General features: G+C 40.9%; 15 protein-coding genes and 2 pseudogenes. 2 read left to right on the plus strand and 15 right to left on the minus strand.

The window, feature by feature from the left end; all coding sequences use genetic code 11:
- Positions 1 to 197: 197 nt before the first annotated feature.
- The 8 genes from N5909_RS08975 to N5909_RS09010 form a co-directional block, all read right to left on the minus strand.
- Positions 198 to 5,984, minus strand: coding sequence for a ZmpA/ZmpB/ZmpC family metallo-endopeptidase (locus N5909_RS08975; RefSeq protein ID WP_271631158.1), 5,787 nt, complete (start codon positions 5,982 to 5,984; stop codon positions 198 to 200).
- Positions 5,985 to 6,165: 181 nt separating this feature from the next.
- Entirely contained in the window at positions 6,166 to 7,203 is a 1,038-nt protein-coding gene (locus tag N5909_RS08980; RefSeq protein ID WP_140224586.1) for an aldose epimerase family protein, read from the minus strand.
- 115 nt (positions 7,204 to 7,318) lie between these two features.
- Positions 7,319 to 8,485 (minus strand): SIS domain-containing protein, encoded by a 1,167-nt coding sequence (locus tag N5909_RS08985; protein WP_271631159.1) that lies wholly within the window; start codon positions 8,483 to 8,485, stop codon positions 7,319 to 7,321.
- Between the two features lie 269 nt (positions 8,486 to 8,754).
- Positions 8,755 to 9,159 carry a PTS sugar transporter subunit IIA gene (locus N5909_RS08990; RefSeq protein ID WP_000045700.1) on the minus strand — a complete coding sequence of 135 codons (405 nt, stop codon included), beginning with the start codon at positions 9,157 to 9,159 and terminating at the stop codon, positions 8,755 to 8,757.
- Between the two features lie 3 nt (positions 9,160 to 9,162).
- A complete protein-coding gene (locus tag N5909_RS08995; RefSeq protein ID WP_000185287.1) occupies positions 9,163 to 9,984 on the minus strand; it encodes a PTS system mannose/fructose/sorbose family transporter subunit IID in 822 nt (273 codons plus the stop codon).
- On the minus strand, positions 9,971 to 10,876 hold the full coding sequence (locus tag N5909_RS09000; protein WP_271631160.1) for a PTS mannose/fructose/sorbose/N-acetylgalactosamine transporter subunit IIC: 906 nt from the start codon (positions 10,874 to 10,876) through the stop codon (positions 9,971 to 9,973). The genes N5909_RS08995 and N5909_RS09000 overlap by 14 nt, the downstream gene beginning before the upstream one ends.
- Before the next feature lie 26 nt (positions 10,877 to 10,902).
- On the minus strand, positions 10,903 to 11,379 hold the full coding sequence (locus N5909_RS09005) for a PTS sugar transporter subunit IIB (protein ID WP_000156974.1): 477 nt from the start codon (positions 11,377 to 11,379) through the stop codon (positions 10,903 to 10,905).
- Entirely contained in the window at positions 11,376 to 13,163 is a 1,788-nt protein-coding gene (locus N5909_RS09010; protein WP_271631161.1) for a glycoside hydrolase family 35 protein, read from the minus strand. The genes N5909_RS09005 and N5909_RS09010 overlap by 4 nt, the downstream gene beginning before the upstream one ends.
- A gap of 319 nt (positions 13,164 to 13,482) precedes the next feature.
- On the opposite strand from N5909_RS09010, the gene N5909_RS09015 reads away from it, so the two are divergent.
- Positions 13,483 to 14,199 (plus strand): GntR family transcriptional regulator, encoded by a 717-nt coding sequence (locus N5909_RS09015; protein WP_001007193.1) that lies wholly within the window; start codon positions 13,483 to 13,485, stop codon positions 14,197 to 14,199.
- Between the two features lie 317 nt (positions 14,200 to 14,516).
- The gene (locus N5909_RS09020; protein ID WP_271631162.1) at positions 14,517 to 18,998 is read left to right on the plus strand and encodes a G5 domain-containing protein; all 4,482 of its coding nucleotides are present in this window, start codon (positions 14,517 to 14,519) and stop codon (positions 18,996 to 18,998) included.
- Between the two features lie 54 nt (positions 18,999 to 19,052).
- Here N5909_RS09020 and purB read toward each other — a convergent pair whose 3' ends face one another.
- From purB to N5909_RS09055, 7 genes and pseudogenes are all read right to left on the minus strand, one after another.
- The gene (purB, locus tag N5909_RS09025; protein ID WP_261116902.1) at positions 19,053 to 20,351 is read right to left on the minus strand and encodes an adenylosuccinate lyase; all 1,299 of its coding nucleotides are present in this window, start codon (positions 20,349 to 20,351) and stop codon (positions 19,053 to 19,055) included.
- Between the two features lie 37 nt (positions 20,352 to 20,388).
- On the minus strand, positions 20,389 to 21,075 hold the full coding sequence (locus N5909_RS09030) for a restriction endonuclease (protein ID WP_271631163.1): 687 nt from the start codon (positions 21,073 to 21,075) through the stop codon (positions 20,389 to 20,391).
- Positions 21,072 to 21,446, minus strand: a complete 375-nt coding sequence (locus N5909_RS09035) for a hypothetical protein (RefSeq protein WP_271631164.1) — start codon at positions 21,444 to 21,446, stop codon at positions 21,072 to 21,074. Before N5909_RS09035 ends, N5909_RS09030 begins: the two co-directional genes overlap by 4 nt.
- Positions 21,400 to 22,449, minus strand: a complete 1,050-nt coding sequence (locus tag N5909_RS09040; protein ID WP_271631165.1) for a hypothetical protein — start codon at positions 22,447 to 22,449, stop codon at positions 21,400 to 21,402. Before N5909_RS09040 ends, N5909_RS09035 begins: the two co-directional genes overlap by 47 nt.
- A gap of 60 nt (positions 22,450 to 22,509) precedes the next feature.
- Positions 22,510 to 22,737 (minus strand): phosphoribosylaminoimidazole carboxylase, encoded by a 228-nt coding sequence (locus N5909_RS09045; protein ID WP_271631166.1) that lies wholly within the window; start codon positions 22,735 to 22,737, stop codon positions 22,510 to 22,512.
- Positions 22,738 to 22,746: 9 nt separating this feature from the next.
- Positions 22,747 to 22,842: pseudogene (locus N5909_RS09050) on the minus strand (phosphoribosylaminoimidazole carboxylase); the annotation flags it as partial.
- A gap of 2 nt (positions 22,843 to 22,844) precedes the next feature.
- A pseudogene (locus N5909_RS09055) lies at positions 22,845 to 23,537 on the minus strand (aspartate/glutamate racemase family protein).
- Between the last annotated feature and the right edge of the window lie 2 nt (positions 23,538 to 23,539).

The raw sequence follows: 23,539 nt of genomic DNA on the forward strand, positions 1-23,539 counted from the left end.
TGTAGACTCTTTCTCTCTTATTTTCTACTTACAAAGGAAAAACCACCCTCACAAAAAGGCGAGGGTGGTTCATCCGTTACAATGCTTGGGGATTTCCTAGCAAGTTCCCCCTCAAAAGGACTTTATGCTATTCTATCACAAAGACTGACCATCTGCAAGATAGACTGGATTAGACAGGATAGCGTGGGGGAGTTTTCTTATTGTTTATAAATCGATTCTCTGAAATCATCTGTGCTACGTAGGTAGGCATTGTAGATTTTTTGTTTTAATAAGTGTACCCAGCTTGCAGGAGCATGGCTTGTCGTACGGTCAATGTTAGCCACATCTTTAGCCATTGCTTGATTGATCAGTTCTTGCATTTGGGCTGCTGAACGAATTGTAATCTCCTTGCTGCTGTTTGGTACACCAAGTTCGTACTGAATGGTGATTGGTTTCAACTGATCTTGCTTACGAATACGTTGATCAAACATATCCTTCTTGAAATCAGCCCATGAACCGTATTTGTTGGCAAAGACATTTTTCAAGACGAGACTATCAGTGATGAGGCCCACATCTTTCCTAAGCCAATCTGAATAGGTGATGTCCCCATTGCGTTTAGCTTCTTCTGCATATTGGTTGGATACATATGGTAAGAACCCATCTTGGTAACCTTTTTCTGCCAACAATTCGTAGGCTGTCTTTCTAAACATGATGTCACCAGGCGCACCCTTTGGATTACTGAGGGCAGCATAAATCGGTGAGAACATGCTGATCAGATGATAGCCATTACGAGTATAGTCGCTCTTATCACGGTAAGCCCGACGGTTGATGATATCATTGTCAATCAAGGCATCCAGACTGGTTAGTTTACTTACTTCAGCATCTGTCAATGGACGAACAGAGTTTCCAGCATGAGTTTGTTTATGGTACTTGTCCTCAATGTAGAAATTCTCTATTTTTCTAAACCATTTTTTCTTGACATCATTAGACTTGGTTAAAATAGCATTGGCTTCCATAGCATCCAAGGTGTACAAGACATCGTACATACCGTGCACATACTCTTGCAAGGCTGCGGCTGATGTGAAGCGGCTTGTCGGATCATAAGTATGCAAGCGAGTTGGTGAATCCTTATCCCCTTTATAGAGAGTATTCAAGACAATAGCATCCTTATCTAGACTGTCAGCAGATTGCAACAGTCCTAAGGCATACAACTCTGCTCCCAATCCTTCACGACGACCTTTTCCTTCAAAGTAAATATGTCCGTCAGAATTATGAACCATTTCATGGGTATAGACTGATGTTCCGTATTTATCCAACAAGCGGTCGCTGACATAGTGGACCTCAGAACCGTTGGCATAGGCTCCAGCTCCTTTGCTTTCCCCATACCACTTACCAGTTGGTCCAAAGAAGTTGTAGATAGAAGCAATGGCCTTATCAGACAGGGTAGCCCAGTAATACTTGCTATTGCTATCTTTCATACCAAAGCCATCTGACACCATGACTGAACGGAAGAGTTTTTCTTTGTATTCTGGTGAAAGGAGATGGTACCAGATATCGTAGTGGTCTCGTTGCCACTCAGCCGATTGGTCGACCTTAGCACGGACATACTGACGCAATTCTTCTCCTGATAAGACTGTATTATTGACACGGTCACGATAGCGTTCGTAGCCACCAAAGGCCAAGGTAGAAAGATTTGAAATCACATAAACATCTTCTTCTGGCAATGTCAATAGCGGTAGGAGCATGTTTTTTAATTTCCAACTTGGCGCCGTAATACGGTCATAGACTCCCAGTGTATAGTTACTATCCGGTGTTGCTGACTCTTGTTTGGCACGCACTTCTGGAATCGCTGATTTATTCTCTACGATATAGGCCTTGGTATTGCTCTTCAACCATTCATTATTGGTTTTAGTTGGTAGGAAGAGTTTTCTGTAAGACTCCAGTAAATCAGTCACTGTCTTGCGACCTTTTGCAGGGGCCAGGGTTGTTTCATAGACACTTATATTATTTGACGCCTTGAGATTTTCCATACCGCTCTGACCTAGGGCAATGATGGTATCCAAGGTTGAAGCTGTGCTATTGCCATCAAAGTCAAACTTATAGGTATTGAGATCCTTCGTATTGATGTGATCATAGTTGATATTGTACCAGCGATTGAGGTAGGTCAAACCAAGCAAGAAAGCTTCCTTGTTGTTCTTGATTTTTTCGCTGATGTAGGTTGCTATACTATCTCCCATCGTATTGATAGACTTGTCCATGGCTAGCACTTTACGGAGATGTTCGCCGATATTAGCCTTAACTTTTTTGAATTCTTTATCCAAATATAGCGGATCAAGCGACGCATCTGCCTCAATACCCAGAACTCTTCTCATGGCTGCCGAGTCATATTCAACTCCTTGCAAATCTGCTAGGACCTGATTGGTCACTTTCGTATAGTCAGATAAAAAGGCTTCTGGTGTAAAGATAAAGTTTTTGCCTGCTACGCTGTACTCTGCAATTTGTGTATTTTTGAAGTCTTCTTTGTAGGTGACATCTAGATAACTGATTGTATTATCAGCAAAATGCAACATCAGTTTATTGATCGTTGCTTTATTGGCTTGAATATCTGTGATGATATCATTGTCCCTCATTGGTACAACGTCCAGCAGTTCTGTAGTATAGAGCTTATCAGTAGGATCTACTTGATTTCCATAGTGAACCACTAACTCTTTGTTGTAGAAAGGCATCAATTTCTCAATATTGTGATAAGCAACTTTTCGACTAGCTTGGCCTTGGCTTAACTGAGTATAGTCCACACTTCGTTGATTGTCCTTGAGTGTTTGACCTGTATCGTCTAGTGTCACTGTCATACCATAAGACTGAACCTTTTCTCTAGCCTGATATTGGGTGATTGGGATCGCATAGAGATCGGCCTTCTTGTTCTCAACGGTAGTGCTGGCGTCTTTGATGTCCGCTCCCTTATATTGGTCTCCTGTGATGGCATAACCATCTCCAGCATTAACCATGCTAACGACATGATGGATACGGCCATTTTGCCATGTAGAGCCAGCTATACCTCCGACACGTGGATAGGTTGTCGTATTGAGGATGGTTCCACTTGCTAATGCATGAGAAACCAAAGCACCACTTTGAACTTTCCCTACAATACCTCCAGCAAATTGGTCATTGTTGCGGGCATTACTAGAAATATTTGCATCAACGGCTACCTTATCAATCTTAGCCTTATTACCAGATAGGAGCCCTGCTATACCTCCCACATAGTAAGGAGAAGCATCCGTATGCTTGGCCTGAATGCTACCTGTAAAGGAACTATTGCTTATCTCTGTATCTTGAGCCTTCGCTACCAAACCTGCCACTGACTTGCTACCTGTCAATTGACCTTCTACAGCTACATTACTAATCTGACTATTAGTAGCTACTTTTGCTAGGCTAGCTGTGTCTTCTTGACTCTTAATCGCTACCGCTTTAAGGTCAATATCTTTCACAGTAGCCTTGGTCAAGTTATCAAACAAGGCTGTCTTAAGATCATAAATCGCAAATGGCTGCCCATCACTCGCACCGATAAGATTACCAGTGAAAGTGCCTGTCACATAGCTGGTTTGTCCCTTAGCTAGGGCCACTTCATCAGCTGTCATATCAGCTCCAATTCTAAAGGTTCCAGCGAGATTACCCTGCATGGCAGCAATCAGTTTCTTGAAGGAAGTATAGACACCGTCCTTGGCAATCTTTTGCTTATCAATTGTGAAGCTATAGTTATCCTTGTATGCTGAACCTTTCTCTTGAACCAGTTCATTGAAGGCAACGGTTACCTTGTATTTCCCATCCTCTGTTTCCTTAATAGAGCTAACTGGTAGCAACATTTCCTTCATCTTGTCTGATTTGACTTTGACAAAATAAGGTGACAAATCGCTTGGTACTTCTGATAAGTTCAGATAACGACGGTAGTGACCATCTTCCTTACCATAGAGCCCCACTTCATCCACATCTTTGATTTCAATTTTCTTATAGTCTAACTGAAAATCTTTCGTTGATACTTCTGTACTTTCTTGATCAGATTGGCCTAGATTATAGGTCAGGTAAGTCTTAATTGTATAAGGAGTATAGTAGTCCAATCCATCAATCGTTTGCTGAACGGATAAATCTTTCAAATCCACTTCTTTAATCAGTGTTCCATTTTGAAAAATTTGGGCCTTAGCCTTAACAAAAGCAGACGTTTGATCATCTAAGTGATAGGTGACCGCTACAGCTTTTTGGGTCGCATCTTTGACAAGATTAGTAATTTCAACTGTTGGTTTGGTTTTAACAAGACTACCAACCTTGACAATCTCTTTGGTTGGCTCTACTTCTGTACGTGAGATTTCCTTGCTAGCTTGCACCTTACCATCTACGAGATAATCTTCATATTCGATAGTCCTTAAACCATCTTTTCCTTTTTGAGCAACTTCTCGATGATTTTTTAAGATAGTCGCATCTTCAATTTCTTCAGTTTCATGAGAAATGGTTTCTGTTACTGTACGATGATTGCTTGTCAAAGGCAGTTCAGGGAGGGCCTCTACTACAGCAGCCTCACCCTCGTGACCCGACTCTTGGGTACCTTGAGTGCTGACGGGTTCTGTATAAGACGGCTTACTTGGCTGAACTAGGGCCTCACCTTCATGACCCAACTCTTGGGTACCTTGAGTGCTGATTGGATCTGTATACGCTGGTTGAACGGGTTGAACTAGAGCCTCACCTTCATGACCTGACTCTTGTGTGCCTTGAGTACTGATTGGTACTGTGTAGGCTGGTTGCGTTGGTTGAACTAGAGCCTCGCCCTCATGACCTGACTCTTGTGTGCCTTGAGTGCTAATTGGGGCTCTATACGCTGGTTGAACGGGTTGAACTAGAGCCTCACCCTCATGACCTGACTCTTGTGGGCCTTGAGTGCTAATTGGGGCTCTATACGCTGGTTGAACGGGTTGAACTAGAGCCTCACCCTCATGACCTGGCTCTTGCGTCCCTTGAGTACTGATTGGATCTGTGTATGCTGGTTGCGATGGTTGAACTAGGGCATCACCCTCATGACCTGACTCTTGTGTGCCTTGGGTGCTAACGGGTTCTGTATAAGTCGGTTGAACGGGTTGAACTAGGGCATCGCCCTCATGACCCGGCTCTTGGCTCCCTTGAGTACTGATTGGTGCTGTGTAGGCCGGTTGCACTGGTTGAACTAGAGCCTCGCCTTCATGGCCTGACTCTTGTGTGCCTTGGGTGCTAACGGGTTCTGTATAAGTCGGTTGAACGGGTTGAACTAGGGCATCGCCCTCATGACCCGGTTCTTGAGTTCCCTTTGCTTGCACTACAGTTTCATTACTATCTTGCTGTTGGGGCTCTACCACTGATCTATCTACATTTTCTAAGTTAGACTTGCTGTCATGCGCCTTCTGTTTATCTGATTGCTTAACAACGTCTACTTTATTTTTCACATATCCTATGTATGTATAACCAGGAATATCAACCGGGGCTGGCAAGGCATCTCCTGCCTGAACCGATAGTTGGGTGTTATAAGCAGCTAGTGTTTCGCTAGTCAAGGCAAGGGCAGTTGGAGACAGCAACTGACTGCCTAGAGCGCTTACTAACAAGAATCGACTAATCTTGCTCTTGCCATCACGTCCCTTAAGAACTACTACAATCAATAAACTAAGGCCTGCCACCAAGGCAACAGTCCCTAATGAAGAGCTGGTCCCCGTATTGGGCAATACTTGATTGGCTCGATAAACCAGATAGTAAGTCGCATCAGATTCTTCCGCTACTTGTGGTAGGGATGTAACTAAGAGAGTCTTCTCTTCATCAGTCAAATCCGACTCTAAAACATAAGTATAATTAACGGCATGAGATTCTTGGGCAGATACAGTCTGTAGGCCAGTTCCCATCAAAAAGAAACACGCAACAGCTACAGATACAAGGCCAACTGCCAATTTTCTTAATGAGAAATTCTGTCTTTCTTCTCCAGTAGTTTTGAAATTCATATTCCCCTCTTTTTACATTTTTAAATTAGTATATTAAATTATGGTAAAATATACAACTCTTCCCATTATACATCAATTTAAAAAAAGATTCTAGGGATAGATATACAAATAGGGTAATAATAAAAGGCATCCCTAAAATTAGATACCTAATTTCTGGAATACCTATCATATCTCTAAATTTTTATTTCACAACAAGCTCATAACGTGTCTTGCTTGTAAAGGTTTGACCGGCTTTAAGAATGACTTGGTCTTTGAGATCACTGTGAATGGCATCTGGTAAAGCTTGCGCTTCAAGTGCAATCCCATTGTGCTGTACCATTGGCTGACCTCCTATGATGACACTCTCATCCACAAAGTTTGCTGTGTAGACTACAAAGCATGGAGCCTCTGTCTTGAAAAGCAAGAAGCGACCTGAGTTTTGGTCATAAAGGAAACCAGCATTGTCATGACCTGCAGGAAGGGCAAATGGGTGGTCCAAACCAGATACTAGCTGGATTTGTTCGTCTTCTTCTGCAAAGATATCCTTCAACAAGGCACCATTGTAAATGTGTTTAACCACATCACGAGTAGCATCTGGAGTTTTGGCAGGAACACCGTCGGGAGCAATTGGGTAAATGCCCTCTGTGTTAAGTTGGAAGACATGACGGTCAATCGTCTGCGTGAAATCTCCAGACAAGTTGAAATAGCTGTGGTTGGTTGGATTGACCAACGTATCCTGATCGGTCGTTACCCTGTAGCTGATTTCGTAGGCACCAGTTTCTTCCAAGCGATAACTAATCCAAATCTTGAGATTTCCAGGAAATCCTCCTGTCCCAGCTGTACGCTCTGTGTAGAGGGTCAAACCATGGTCGCTCACTTCAACTAGTTCAAACAAGCTAGAATCCCAACCAGTTGAACCACTATGGTTACAGTTGCTAGCATTGTTGACTTCAAGGTCATAGTTCTTGCCATTAAGCTCAAAGGTCGCACCTGCAATACGGCCTGCCACAGGACCTACGCTAGCTCCATGCTTGGGGCTATTGCCTACATAGCTATCAAAATCATCAAAACCCAAGATAACATTGGCAAAATTTCCAGCCTTGTCAGGCGTGAGATAGCGCAAGATAGTCGCACCATAAGTCATGACCTCAAGCTGGTAACCACCATCCGTCTCAAAACGATAGGCCAAGACATCCTTGCCCTCAACATTTCCAAACACACGCTCTGTGTATGCTTTCATTCTCTTCTCCTTTTACTATTTCTCTCAAGCAAACAAACCATAGAAAGCCTACTGACAATCTATGGTTTATCTGATAGTTTACAAATCCTCTTGTCAAGAATTCATAAACACTGTCTTACTTTTGATATTCGTGAATGATAACACCTTGTACCACACGGTTTACGGTACCTGTAGGAGAAGGTGTATCAGGTTTATTTTCTACCTTGAGTGAAGTCAATAAGGCGAAGAGTTGGGCATAAACAATGTAAGGGAAGACACGGTAAATATCATTCAAGACACCGCCACAACCAAGGGCCACTTCTTTGACATTTTCAAGACCAAAGGCTTGATCACTCAAAAGCACAACACGGCGAGCAATCTGATCACCCGCAACTTCACGAACCAAGTCCAAGTCGTACTTACGAGTGTAGTCTGTTGTTGTACCAAAGACCAAAACAACTGTATCTTCGTTGATAAGAGATTTTGGACCGTGACGGAATCCGACTGGGCTTTCATACATAGTCGCAACTTGACCAGCAGTCAGTTCCAAAATTTTGAGCTGAGCTTCGTGAGCAAGTCCAAAGAAAGGACCAGCGCCTAGATAGATGACACGGTTAAAGTCGAGGTCAACAAGCTCTTTGACATCTTCTGCATTGTCTAGAATCTTACGAGCAAGGCTAGAAACAACTTCAAAACGTTCAGTTTTCACAGCAAATTCTGTAGGATCAAAGACCAAGAGAGCTGTTAGCATCATAGACGTAAAACTAGAAGTCATGGCAAATCCAGCGTCATTGGAAGCAGCTGGTTGCAAGAGTAAGAGATTGTGGTCATCGCCATGGGCTTGAAGTGCCAATTTCCCTTCTGCAGCACATGTAATGGTCACTTGATAGAGGTCGTCAACCAAGGCTTTAGCCAAATCAACCGTCGCCACACTTTCAGGTGAATTTCCACTACGAGCAAAGGAAACAAGGACAGTCGCCACATCTTTTTTCAGATAGGTTTCTGGATTGGCAACAATATCAGTTGTCGCAATGGCATTGAAATTCCATTTGCGTTCGTCATAGACTTCCTTAAAGTATGGTACCAAGGTATCTCCCACATAAGCAGAAGTACCAGCACCCGTCAAGATGACCTTGATATAGTCATGTTTATCAGCGATCCCTTGCAGAAAGGCTGCAATTTCTTCCCGTTTCGCTTGATAGGCTTCAAAAGCTTCTTTCCATACATCAGGCTGTTGGTAGATTTCACGAGTCGTGATTTCTGCACCCAGTTCAAGTAATTCTTCTTTTGTGTAATTTAGCATAGAGTTCCTCTAATCTATTGTTGTTTCATTCCTATTGAAAATATGGGAATGGGAGTGACTCCCATTCCCATGTATATTTTATACAAGCTGTTCTAACGATTTTCACGTTGTTACATCTTATACTCAATGAAAATCAAAGAGCAAACTAAGAAGCTAGCCGCAGGTTGCTCAAAGCACTGCTTTGAGGTTGCAGATAGAACTGACGAAGTCAGTAACATCTATACGGCAAGGCGACGCTGACGTAGTTTGAATTTGATTTTCGAAGAGTATTATTCATCTTCGTCATCATCGAAGCCCGCTAACAGGTCATTGACTTTTACAATGCTTTCTGCAGCACGGCTCTTATAATCCGCATCTGCACCTGTAAGGCTCGCATTGATAAATTCAATCACCATTGGAAGATTCATCCCTGCGTAGAGTTCAATATCGCGACCTTCCATAATCAAACGGCTTACCACGTTACATGGTGTTCCACCGAGAAGATCCGCAAAGACTAGGAAATCATCCAATCCTTCGATAGCAGCTTCAAATTTTGCAGTAAATTCTTCTGGACCATCTTCTGGAAGAAGAGCCACTGCATGAATGTTGTCCTGTGGACCCATGATCATTTCTGTGCTACCTTTAAGTTCTTCACAGAAACGACCATGACTCACCAAAATTAATGATTTACTCATAAATTATGCGCCCATTCCAAGCAAGAATTTACCGATGAATGAAAGACCTACTGCAAGAACGATAATGATACCGATCGCTTTAGTAGAGTTCATACCTTTCTTACCAAGCAACCAGAAGATAAAGGCAGTAAAGATTGCTGGAAGCAAGCGTGGGAAGATTGAGTTCAAGATGTCTTGGAAGTCAATCATCTTTTCACCGATTGGCAATTTGTAAGAAATCTCAAAGTTGATCATTGTTGCTACAAGAGCACCCATCATGAAGACACCAAGTACAGATGCAGCATCAATCAAAGCTGTCAAAGTACTTTGCATGTTGTTGATAAGGTTAACCCCTTCTTTGTAGGCAAATTCCAATTGTTTCCAACGGAAGATGTCATAAGCAACTGCAACTGCGATCCAAAGGAAGATACCCCATGGTTGGCCAGCGATAGCCATAGTTGCTGCGATAGATCCCATGATAGCAGGTACAAGTGAACCAAAGATTGTATCTCCAAGAGGAGCAAATGGTCCCATCAAACCTGTCTTGATACCGTTAACGGCATCTTTTGAACCCACACCATCTTTTTCTTCCATGGCAAGGTCAAAACCAGCGATAATTGTGTGGAAGAATGGTGAAGTGTTGAAGAATTGAGTATGAACTTTCATCATTTCTTTCAATTCAGGAGTTCCATCCCCATACATTTTACGCAATTGAGGCAAGATCATGTAAAGGTAACCAGAAGCTTGCATACGTTCGTAGTTCCAACCTAATTGGAAAGTAAACAAGCTACGTTTGTTGATTTGATTAAAATCTTCTTTTGTAAGTTTGTAATTAGAATTCGTCATCTTCGATTTCCCCACTTTCTGATGGTGTAGAAGGTGCTGCTACAGCAACTTTTTGGCTGTTCTTGAAGTGAACAACTGCAAGGAAGATACCCACGATAGAGATACCGATCATAGACAATCCTTTGAAGTTGTTAACAAAGCCAATTTTTTCAGCAACTTCAGCAGGAAGAGTGCCAATGATTCCAGCAACTGCTCCACCAAGACTTGTTACGTTTGAGTAAAGAACAGTCAACATAGCTGTCAAACCGAATCCCATAGCAAGGTAGTGAAGGTTACGTTTAACTGGAAGGTAACGAAGCAAGATAGCGAATCCAAGACCTGGAAGCATACGACCTGCAAGAGTCAAACCGTCTGCAACCCATTGGTATTGTTTAACCAAGTCTACTACTGTTTGTACAAATGCACCACCAAAGGCAAGGGCAAAGAAGACTGGAAGGGCACGAGAAAGAGCCCAAGGAAGAGCACCAAGAAGGTAGTTGCGTTCGATTGCTTTATAGTCAAAGCGTTCGATTGCAGCATCAATACGGTGTGCGAAGAAAGTAGTTGTCATACGTCCAAGAACGTCGAAGTATGTCAAAAGTGCTGCTACTGGTACAGCGATTGTTGTAATCGCAAGGTCTGTAGCGATTCCTTGTGAAACTGAGAATGCTGTTGCAAGAACCGCACCAGAAGTTGCGTCGATACGAGAAGCACCACCAAAGGTACCAACTCCAAGAACGAACAACTGCAAGCTACCACCGATAAACAAACCAGTTGTCACATCTCCCATGATTAAACCAGTAATGAAACCAGCAAATACAGGGGAACCTGCAGATGAAACGATCGTCAACTCATCACAGATTTGATAAGCTGAGTACAAAGTGAGAAGTAAAATTTGCCACCATTGTATCATAACAATGACCTCCTAAAAATTTTTTCCTATTTTAATAAGCTCAAAAAGTCTGAAACTGGATCATTTGGAACCATTTGAGCAGTAAGTTTAACACCTTTTTCTGCCAGTTTGTGGAAGTCTTCCACATCCTTGTCCACTACGTTGATAGAACGTGTAATAGAACGAGTTTCTGGTGTTTGAGACATGTTCCCAACATTAAGGGTTTCAAGTGGTACACCTGCTTCGACCAAACCAAGGAAACGGTCTGGTTTACGAGCCACGATAAAGAGACGTTGGCTATCGTATTTTCCAGCAAGAATATTAGCTGCCGCTTTTTCAATTGGCAAAATACTCAATTTCACACCTGGTGGTGTCGCAAGTTTCAAACCACTCTTTTCAACGTCGTTGTTGACAACTTCGTCATCTACAACCATAATACGTGAAACATTTAGTTTTCCAGCCCATAGATTGGCTACTTGTCCGTGGATCAAACGTCCATCGATACGGCATCCTACAATTGTCATAAATTTTCCCCCTTTATATGTTTTAGTGTAGGTTTACGAGTTAAATAAATCTCTTCTTTATATTCACCTTCTGTTTCAAAGATGATGATGCGGTTATCTCCTTCCTTGAGGAAACTATGAGGAATATAAAGCGAGAGGGTTGGGCCGACGTTCCAAAAACGTCCTAGATTCTGCCCATTGACAAAGGCAACTCCCTTACCAAACTCAGACAAGTCTAGGTAAGTATCTTTTGGCTCTTGGACTGTAAAGTCATAAGCGTAAAAGGCTGGTTGTCCTTCTGCCCATCCTTTTGAAAAATCAATTTTCTCAGGATTGTCTAGAGGAAGTGGATAGTGTTTCCAGTTTAGTAAGAAGTGCAAATCCTTACAAACCCCTGTCCGAATTCCCTTACGTTGCGTATCTGCTAAGAACTTGTGTCCATAGTTGACACGCCCCATATTTTCTACCAAGATATCTAATCGAGACAGCGCTTTCTTTTCGCCTTGATAAAAAATATCTTCCCCAATCTCTGTCTGATATTGGGTTTCGACCCACTGACCATCGACATAAAGCTGAGCCCTATCTCGACCGTCAATGATACGAAGTCTTTCTTCTTCTGCATCCCAACTTGTTTCTGTTCGATAGAGTAGATAGCCATAACTTTGTCCCAACTCCTCCATCTTTTTAGGATAGAGGCTTTCTACTGGACTTGACAAGCTATCCAAGGTTTCAAACAAGGAAACTTTTTCAACTAGTGGAATAGCATCCAACTCCATACTCTCTTTGTAGAGTGGTTCTAACTGCGGATACTCTGGAAAATGTGTCGCCATCATCTTCTTGACCGCCAGATATTTGGCAGTTGGATTTCCTTCTTCATCCAGAAGGGCATCGTAATCATAAGATGTGACTTGTGGCAAGTCCAAAGTTCCTCGAGCCGAGCAACCATTCATGAAACCAAAGTTTGTACCACCATGGAACATGTAAAGATTGATGGAGCCTTGTTCCAAAACCTCTCGAACTGCATCTGCCAACTCTTTCGGATCCCGTGTGATAATCGGTTCTTTCCAACGATTGAACCAGCCATCCCAGAACTCCATACACATGAGCGGCCATTTCTTGCCATGCTCATCAAAGAATTCCTGCATCTGTGAAAAGTTATATGGAGCCTTAGAACCGAAGTTCCCTGTTACAAAGAGGTCATCTTCAATCAAGGTTCCAGCTTTCAGAGTAGCTCGCCATGGACCATCTGATGTAAAGAGGGGACAGGTTACGCCACGCTCTTCCATCAACTGTCGAATTGCTCTCAGATAAGCCTTATCTTCTCCATAAGAACCGTACTCATTTTCAACCTGCATCATGAGGATATTGCCACCCTTGTCCAACAAATGTGGAACCAATCGTGACAAGAGCTGGTCATAGTAGCGACCGACAGCTTCAATATAAGCAGAATCTGAGGAACGAAGCCTCATATCTTTGGTTAAAAGCCAAGCTGGTAAGCCACCAAATTCCCATTCCGCACAGATGAAGGGTGACGGACGAACGATAGCGTAGAGACCCAAATCTTGTGCTGTCTCAAGAAATCGCTCCAAATCCAGAGCTCCTTCAAAGTGAAACTCACCCTCACGAGGCTCGTGTAAATTCCAAGCCACATAAGTCTCTACTGTATTAAAACCAAGAGCCTTCAAGTTATAGAGCGAATGATACCAATCTTCTGGAGGAACCCTAAAATAATGAATGGCGCCAGATAAAATCTTAAATGATTTTCCATCGAGATAAAAATCATCTCGTATCTCAAATCGTGTCATATTCTTACCTTCTGACAATTAAAGTTTACGCTTTCATTTGTTGATATAGTAAATATATCTCAATATCTTGCATTTGTCAATAGGTTTTCACGATTTTTTTCATTTTTCACTAAATTTTACACTAAAAACTTATAAAAATCTTGTAATCTATAGTCATAACAACATTTTGGCACCATGTATAAAAATGTAGATTTTTCTATTTATTCCTATGTAAATTAACCTTATAGCCTATTATTCTAATTTTTTTATTCAAAAGGCTACTATTCTTTCCAGTTTTATGGTAAAATCTTTAACGGAGAAGGAAAATCGAGGTGAAAATATGGCAATTCCAAAGTATCAATATATTAAAGATGAGTTAAAGAACAAAATCATTTCTGGTCAATTTGCCAGTGGAGATAAATTCTACACTGAAGCTGAATTGATTGCAATGTATGATGTGAGTTCTATCACAGTTGTCCGCGCCTTAAACGACCTTGCCAAGGATGGCTATATTGTCCGTCAACAAGGAAAGGGTACATTCGTTTCACGCGCACGCAAACATAAACTCGTTGAGTTTTCAGATGTAGAAGTTTTTGAAACTAAAGATGATAAAGTTACCGTCCTTTCTATTGAGCGTGGAAACAAACTAAGCTACTTAGAAAAACTTGGACTACGCGGAGATCAGTTCTACTACAAGATTGAACGCGTACGCGAAACAGGTGGTGTTGTCTACATCTACCATACATCTTACATTCCAGAACAATACATCAACGCAAATTATCCAAATCTTGAATATTATAGCTCTATCTATAACCGTTTCAAATTGGATTACCACATTCACATGAATGATGAACATTTTGAAGAAATCAATGAAATAGCATTTCCAACTCCAGAACATGCGGCTTCGATCCTCGGAGTCGATGAACAATTCCCAACCGTTTTACAAACCAAGACTACTAAACTAGAGTCTACTGGTCAAGTTCTCGCATACAGCGAAACATATAAACGCGCAGATTACTACAAAATCAAATTCATTTCATGTGACCGTGATCACTAAGAAGAAAGCCTGAGCCTAATCGCTTGGGCTTTTTCTATACTTATTATACCACACCAAAAAGGTAGCGCTTACCTATTTTTGGAAGATTCTATAATTTGTGGAATATTTTATAGAAATAGAACCAAAAAGATTCTACTAGATATATATATGTATCTTTTCCGACCAATCTGAAATCTTAAGTTTAAATTTTATATTTTTTTATACTTATTATAGTTTTTTGTCATCTCCTCTTGACTCTCGTTAATATAAGAAATAAAATAAAGGTGTTGATTTATGTAAACGCTATCAATATAACAATGCAATCAGGAGGTTTTGCAATGAAACATGAAAAACAACAGCGTTTTTCTATTCGTAAATACGCTGTAGGAGCAGCTTCTGTTCTAATTGGATTCGCCTTCCAAGCACAGACTGTTACAGCCGATGGAGTTACTCCTACTACTACAGAAAACCAACCGACCATCCATACGGTTTCTGATTCCCCTCAATCATCCGAAAATCGGACTGAGGAAACACCTAAAGCAGAGCTTCAACCAGAAGCTCCAAAAACTGTAGAAACAGAAACTCCAGCTGCTGATAAGGTAGCTAGTCTTCCAAAAACAGAAGAAAAACCACAAGAGGAAGTTAGTTCAACTCCTAGTGATAAAGCAGAAGTGGTAACTCCAACTTCTGCTGAAAAAGAAACTGCTAATAAAAAGGCAGAAGAAGCTAGCCCTAAGAAAGAGGCTGATTCTAAAGAGTCAAATACAGACAAGACTGACAAGGATAAACCAGCTGAAAAAGATGCTAAAAAAGATGAAGCGAAAGCAGAGGCTGACAAACCGGCAACAGAGGCAGGAAAGGAACGTGCTGCAACTGTAAATGAAAAACTAGCTAAAAAGAAAATTGTTTCTATTGATGCTGGACGTAAATATTTCTCACCAGAACAACTCAAGGAAATCATTGACAAAGCGAAACATTATGGCTACACTGATTTACACCTATTAGTCGGAAATGATGGACTCCGCTTCATGTTGGACGATATGAGCATCACAGCTAACGGCAAGACCTATGCCAGTGATGATGTCAAACGTGCCATTGAAAAAGGTACGAATGATTATTACAACGATCCAAACGGCAATCACTTAACAGAAAGTCAAATGACAGATCTGATTAACTATGCCAAAGATAAAGGTATCGGTCTCATTCCAACAGTAAATAGTCCTGGTCACATGGATGCGATTCTCAATGCCATGAAAGAATTGGGAATCCAAAACCCTAACTTTAACTATTTTGGGAAGGAATCAGCCCGTACTGTCGATCTTGACAACGAACAAGCGGTCGCTTTTACAAAAGCCCTTATCGACAAGTATGCTGCTTATTTCGCGAAAAAGACTGAGATCTTCAACATCGGACTTGATGAATATGCCAATGATGCAACAAACGCTAAAGGTTGGAGCGTTCTTCAAGCTGATAAATACTATCCAAACGAAGGCTACCCTGTAAAAGGATATGAAAAATTTATTGCCTACGCCAATGACCTAGCTCGTATTGTAAAATCGCACGGTCTAAAACCAATGGCCTTCAATGATGGTATTTACTACAACAGTGATACTAGCTTCGGAACTTTTGACAAAGATATCATCGTTTCAATGTGGACTGGTGGTTGGGGAGGTTACGACGTCGCTTCTTCTAAACTTCTAGTAGAAAAAGGTCACCAAATCCTAAACACTAACGATGCTTGGTACTACGTTCTTGGACGAAACGCTGATGGCCAAGGCTGGTACAATCTCGATCAGGGGCTCAATGGTATTAAAAACACACCAATCACTTCTGTACCAAAAACAGAAGGAGCTGATATCCCAATCATCGGTGGTATGGTAGCTGCTTGGGCTGACACTCCATCTGCACGTTATTCACCATCACGCCTCTTCAAACTCATGCGTCAATTCGCAAATTCTAACGCTGAATACTTCGCAGCTGATTATGAGTCTGCAGAAAAAGCACTTAACGAGGTACCAAAAGACCTTAACCGTTATACTGCAGAAAGCGTCGCGGCCGTAAAAGAAGCTGAAAAAGCTATTCGCTCTCTCGATAGCAACCTCAGCCGTGCCCAACAAGACACGATTGACCAAGCAATTACAAAACTTCAAGAAGCAGTCAGCAATTTGACCTTCACACCAGAAGCTCAAAAAGAAGAAGATGCTAAACGTGAGGTTGAAAAACTTGCTAAAAACAAGGTGATTTCAATCGATGCTGGACGCAAATACTTTACTCTTGACCAACTCAAACGCATCGTAGATAAGGCCAGTGAGCTCGGATATTCTGATGTTCATCTCCTTCTAGGAAATGACGGACTTCGATTCTTACTCGATGATATGACCATTACTGCCAACGGAAAAACCTATGCTAGTGATGACGTTAAAAAAGCTATTATCGAAGGAACTAAAGCTTACTACGACGATCCAAACGGTACTGCACTAACACAGGCAGAAGTGACAGAGCTTGTTAAATACACTAAGGAAAAAGGTATTGGTCTGATTCCAGCTATTAATAGCCCAGGGCATATGGATGCTATGCTGGTTGCCATGGAAAAACTTGGCATCGCGAATCCTCAAGCCAACTTTGATAAAGTTTCAAAAACCACGATGGACCTTGAAAATCAAGAAGCCCTTAACTTTACCAAAGCCCTTATCGGTAAGTATATGGATTACTTTGCTGATAAATCAAAGATTTTCAACTATGGTACAGATGAGTATGCCAATGATGCGACAAACGCTCAAGGTTGGTACTACCTCAAATGGTATGGACTCTATAACAAGTTCGCAGACTATTCTAACAGCCTTGCTGCTATGGCTAAAGAAAGAGGGCTTCAACCAATGGCCTTCAACGATGGCTTCTACTATGAGGACAAGGACGATGTTCAATTTGACAAAGATGTATTGATTTCTTACTGGTCTAAAGGCTGGTGGGGCTACAACCTTGCATCACCTCAATATCTAGCAAGCAAGGGTTATAAGTTCTTGAATACCAACGGTGACTGGTACTACATTCTCGGTCAAAAACCAGAAGATGGTGGTGGTTTCCTCAAGAAAGCTATTGAGAATACTGGAAAAACACCATTCAATCAACTAGCTTCTACCAAATATCCTGAAGTAGATCTTCCAACAGTCGGAAGTATGCTTTCAATCTGGGCAGATAGACCAAGCGCTGAGTACAAGGAAGAGGAAATCTTTGAACTCATGACTGCCTTTGCAGACCACAACAAAGACTACTTCCGTGCTAATTATAATGCTCTCCGCGAAGAATTAGCTAAAATTCCTACAAACTTAGAAGGATATAGTAAAGAAAGTCTTGAGGCCCTTGACGCAGCTAAAACAGCTCTAAATTACAACCTCAACCGCAGCAAACAAGCTGAACTAGACGCACTAGTAGGTAAGCTCAAAGCTGCTCTTCAAGGCCTCAAACCAGCTGCAACCCATTCAGGAAGCCTGGATGAAAATGAAGTGGCTGCCAATGTTGAAACCAGTCCAGAACTCATCACAAGAACTGAAGAAATTCCATTTGAAGTTATCAAGAAAGAAAATCCTAACCTCCCAGCTGGTCAGGAAAATATTATTACAGCAGGAGTCAAAGGTGAACGAACTCATTACATCTCTGTACTCACTGAAAATGGAAAAACAACAGAAACAGTCCTTGATAGCCAGGTAACCAAAGAAGTTGTAAACCAAGTGGTTGAAGTCGGCGCTCCTGTAACTCACAAGGGTGATGAAAGTGGTCTTGCACCAACTACTGAGGTAAAACCTAGACTGGATATCCAAGAAGAAGAAATTCCATTTACCACAGTAACTCGTGAAAATCCACTCTTACTCAAAGGAAAAACACAAGTCATTACTAAAGGTGTCAACGGTCGCCGTACAAACTTCTACTCTGTAAGCACTGTTGATGACAAGGAAGTGAAAACACTTGTAGATAGTCTTGTAACCAAAGAAGCAGTTACGCAAATTGTTGAAGTCGGAACCCTGGTAACACATGTAGGCGATGAACATGATCTTGCTCCAGTTGCAGAAACAAAACCTAGACTGGATATCCAAGAAGAAGAAATTCCATTTACCACAGTGACTCGTGAAAATCCACTCTTGCTCAAAGGAAAAACACAAGTCATTGCTAAAGGTGTCAACGGGCACCGTACAAACTTCTACTCTGTGAGCACTGTTGATGGCAAGGAAGTGAAAACACTTGTAAATAGTGTCGTAGCACAGGAAGCTGTTACTCAAATAGTCGAAGTCGGAACTATGGTAACACATGTAGGTGATGAACATGATCTTGCTCCAGTTGCAGAAACAAAACCTAGACTGGATGTCCAAGAAGAAGAAATTCCATTTACCACAGTGACTCGTGAAAATCCACTCTTGCTCAAAGGAAAAACGCAAGTTATTACTAAAGGTGTCAACGGGCGTCGTAGCAACTTCTACTCTGTGAGCACTGTTGATGGCAAGGAAGTGAAAACACTTGTAGATAGTCTTGTAACCAAAGAAGCAGTTACTCAAATAGTCGAAGTCGGAACTCTGGTAACACATGTAGGCGATGAAAACGGACAAGCCGCTATTGCTGAAGAAAAACCAAAACTAGAAAAATCAAGCCAACCAACTCCATCAACTGCTCTTGCCGAGGAAAGCAAAGCTCTTCCTCAAGGTCCAGCTCCTGTGGTAACAGATAAAAAACTTCCTGAAACAGGAACTCACGATTCTGCAGGACTAGTAGTAGCAGGACTCATGGCCACACTAGCAGCCTATGGACTCACTAAAAGAAAAGAAGACTAAGTCTTTTCGATAAAAAATAAACAGCGAGCTTCAATCTCGCTGTTTATTTTTTAATTAATCACCCAGTCCAAGACGTTCAAAGATATCATCCACTCGTTTGGTATAGTATGTAGGGTTGAAGATTTCGTCGATTTCTTCTTGAGTGAGGCGTGATGTTACTTCTGGATCTGCTTCTAAAAGCGGTTTAAAGTCTACTTGATTGTCCCAAGAGTAGGCCGTTTTTGGTTGCACCAAGTCATAGGCTTGCTCACGGGTCATACCTTTCTCAATCAAGGTCAACATGGCACGTTGGCTGAAAATCAAACCAAATGTCGAGTTCATGTTGCGGATCATGTTTTCTGGGAAGACTGTCAAGTTTTTAACGATATTTCCAAAACGATTGAGCATGTAGTCAATCAAGATGGTTGTATCCGGTGTGATGATGCGCTCAGCTGATGAGTGAGAGATGTCACGTTCGTGCCAGAGAGCCACGTTCTCATAGGCTGTCACCATGTGACCACGGATAACACGCGCAAGACCTGTCATGTTCTCAGAACCGATAGGGTTGCGTTTGTGAGGCATTGCTGAAGACCCTTTTTGCCCTTTAGCAAAGAATTCTTCTACTTCGCGTTGCTCCGATTTTTGAAGACCACGGATTTCCGTTGCCATACGCTCGATAGAAGTTGCGATGCTGGCAAGAACCGCAAAGTACTCAGCGTGAAGGTCACGAGGAAGCACCTGTGTAGAGATTTCTTGAGCACGAATACCCAATTTATCGCAGACATATTGCTCTACGAATGGTGGGATGTTGGCAAAATTACCAACCGCACCAGAAATTTTACCAGCCTCAACACCAGCAGCCGCATGCTCGAAACGCTCGATATTGCGCTTCATTTCGCTATACCAAGTCGCCAATTTAAGCCCAAAAGTTGTCGGCTCAGCGTGCACACCGTGGGTACGCCCCATCATGATAGTGAACTTGTGCTCCTTAGCCTTGTCAGCGATGATGTTGGTGAAGTTTTCAAGGTCACGACGGATGATGTCGTTGGCCTGCTTATAAAGGTAACCGTAGGCCGTATCCACCACGTCGGTAGAAGTCAAACCATAGTGGACCCACTTGCGCTCTTCACCAAGAGTCTCAGAAACCGCACGCGTGAAAGCCACCACATCGTGGCGAGTCTCCTGCTCAATCTCCAAAATACGGTCGATGTCAAAGTCCGCTTTTTCACGAATCAAAGCCACATCTTCCTTAGGGATTTCCCCCAACTCAGCCCATGCCTCGTCAGCCAAGATTTCCACCTCAAGCCAAGCACGGTATTTATTTTCTTCACTCCAAATGTTCGCCATCTCAGGGCGAGAGTAACGGTTAATCATTGTTTTTCTCCTTCATTTTCTCTAAAAACAGTATCATTTATTCTGCACCTAATATTTTTTCCGCTTCATGCGGTTTAAAATACTTCTCTATTTCATCCGTAGTATCCATTTTTAATGAATCAATTTTATTACGAATTATTTCAAGAAAACTTCTGCCTGATTGTAGCTTTTTAAAATCTTGGAAATTAAAATCCAATATAACTATTTCATCTTTAAGATAAACTTTCTTTGTCAAGCCAACCGCATCATTCCAACCGTTTCCAGTAAATCCATGATAAGAAAAAATAATTCCAAACTTACAGTTTTGATTTTGCAGTAACGAATGAAATTTGCCTACCCAAGTGACTCCTATAGTTGTATTATAGTTCTTACACTCAAATAGAATATCTGTTGCAATTTCGAAAAAATTTCTTAATATTAGCTTTGCTTGTGGTTTTGTTCTCAAAAGCGTATCAATTTCATTTGTACTCGTTCTAACATTGGGGAGAACTTCAAATAAATTTGTATTGGTTGCCAAAAAGACAACTAGATTCTCTAATGTTGTTCCTTTATCTGTTGCTTTTAATCTACTACCATTTGTACATTCAAACAAATTAAATAGTTGCTTGTACTCTTCTAGTTTTTCACCCGACAGTGTGTATTCAGAAAGAAATTGAGAGATAAACTCCTCTGAACTCAAACTAGCTAGCGATTGAAGAAAAATGACTGTTTCTTCACTTGTCATATCCTAAAATTAACCTCATAAATTACATATAGGTTGTCTCTCAAAAAAAATTCCTCTCCACAGTCTTCACAAAGTATTTTTTCAGGTAAATTTATATAGCTTGTATCTTTGAACATTTTTTTATAATTAGTATCTGGACATCTAAATTCATAGACTCTCTTCAAAAGACCATCATTCTTTAATACATTCAATAATGTAAAAGATTGGTCAATACTAATATTTAATTTTCTAGATACGGCCCCAGGAAAAACAAACTTTTTTTTATTATCATTCATATATGGAATAAATAACTCACTTATTTCCTGTTTATTGGATATATTGAAATCATCTGTCACTTTCGTTATACTTTTCGATAATATATCTGGTAACATAGTTCATCCCCTCCATACCTCTTCCATTTGTATAATGCTCCATCAAAATAAAATCATTAGGATTATTACTCAATAGATTAACAAAATTAAATTTAACTTGAATTGTCCTTCTCTTTATTTCATTAGGCCAACGAAGTGAACGCCAAGGTAACTCTGAAGTTTCTTCTGTATCCTTTATAAAATCTTCCAGTAATTGTCGAACTATTCGACAGTCTTCGTTAGCTTCAAATAGTTCTTTATTGTCATTTATAATTGCATTCAGTTCTCCAAGAATCGGAAGTACAATTTCGTCTGAACTTTGAGAGCTATTTAATGTAGCATCACCACCATTTGCAAGCTGCATTTTTTGAGAACTTACTTTTACATTACGATCAGTCTCAGCAATATAGTTAACTGTTCTATCTAATGGAAGTGCATCTAAAATTACTGAGAATTTAGCTTCAAATTTCCTTCGTACCTCAGAGATTCTTTCGTTATAAAAATCATTTTCATCACCCCTTAGAAATCGTGAAATAGTAGAGACTCTTATTTCAACAACATTGTAATGAGGATAATAAACGGCTAACATAGGATAGCGAGCTGAATAACTTTGGGGATTCCCATTAATTAATTTAGCACCTTCACAACGTTTTAAAAACTTTACAATGTATAAGTCCTGACCTTGATATGAGTATTTGGTTATAGTAGGATTATCTTCTGTTGTAATAGTTATATTGTTCGCCAAGACTGTTTGTAATTTCTCCAACAACTCATCATTTGAGTTAGAAACTGAGAACAATGAGCTATATTTATAAAGTTTTTCTATTTCAAATTGTTCAATTATATTTTCTACTTTCTCATAGTTCGTTTCCAACATGTCCAAAATAAATTTAAGAGAATCGGGAGTAGAATTAGTTTCCTCTACTTCAGACGAAACTAATTCTGCATTTTTTAATCTCCGCTCTACATCTCTCAAATCACTTTTGGAATACATATCAATTGATGATTTCAATAAATCTCTCATACAGGCTCCCTTCTTTATTACCAAATTATTGTATTATAACATAAAATATACAATTTTTCCTCATTCAAATTCTTCTTTCCCAATCCACACAGATGGGTAATGATTTAGTGTATTCAAATCCGTATCTAACGGGACATCATAGATAGCTAAATAGTTTTCAGAATATTGAGCAACCAACTCTTCATACTTAGCTCTCACTTTTTCATGATCGCTACTAGCATACAAGACTTCGACGACTGCTCCAGTCTTATCCTTTTCAACAAATGCGTTAACGATGATTTGTATCATAGATTTCTCCTAAAAATCAATCCCTTCCCCTAATTTAACCACACTATTTAGCACATCACTAAACAAAGTTACATGCCCTAATCTACGGTTGTGCCTGTCTTCTATGGTCACTTATTTACCACCCACTCCGCTGCTTTCTCTGCATGAATCACCGTTGTGTCGTAGAGTGGCAGGTCAGTGTCGGATTGCTTGACGAGGAGACCAATCTCAGTACAGCCCAATATAACAGCTTCTGCGCCTGCTTTTTTCAAATCATTTATAACGGCAAGATAAGTCTGCTTTGAGCTTTCTTTGATATCTCCTAGACAGAGTTCGTCATAAATAATTCGATTGACCTCTGTAATACCAGCTTGGTCTGGAATCAGCACTTCTAACCCAGACTCTATTAATTTCTCCTTGTAAAAATCTTGAGTCATGGTGTACTTGGTCCCTAGGAGGCCGACTTTTTGAATACCGTCTGCCAACAAGTCCTGCGCAGTTGCTTACGCAATATGCAAGATTGGAATCGTAATCTTTTCTTGTATCTGCGGAGCAACCTTGTGCATGGTGTTGGTACAAATAACGATGAAATCCGCACCTGCTTGCTCCAGGCGCTGAGCAACATCTGCCAAAAGTTGACCGCTTTTCTCCCAGTCCCCGACTGCTTGATAATGTTCAATCTCTGCAAAATCAACACTATAAAGTAGAATCTTAGCTGAATGCAAGCCACCCAGCTCTTTTTTGATGGTTTCGTTGATGATTTGGTAGTAAGATGTGGTGCTTTCCCAACTCATACCACCAATCAGACCGATAGTTTTCATAG

It is taken from the genome of Streptococcus gwangjuensis (assembly GCF_028156745.1).
In the GTDB taxonomy this organism is placed as follows: Bacteria; Bacillota; Bacilli; order Lactobacillales; family Streptococcaceae; genus Streptococcus; species Streptococcus gwangjuense_A.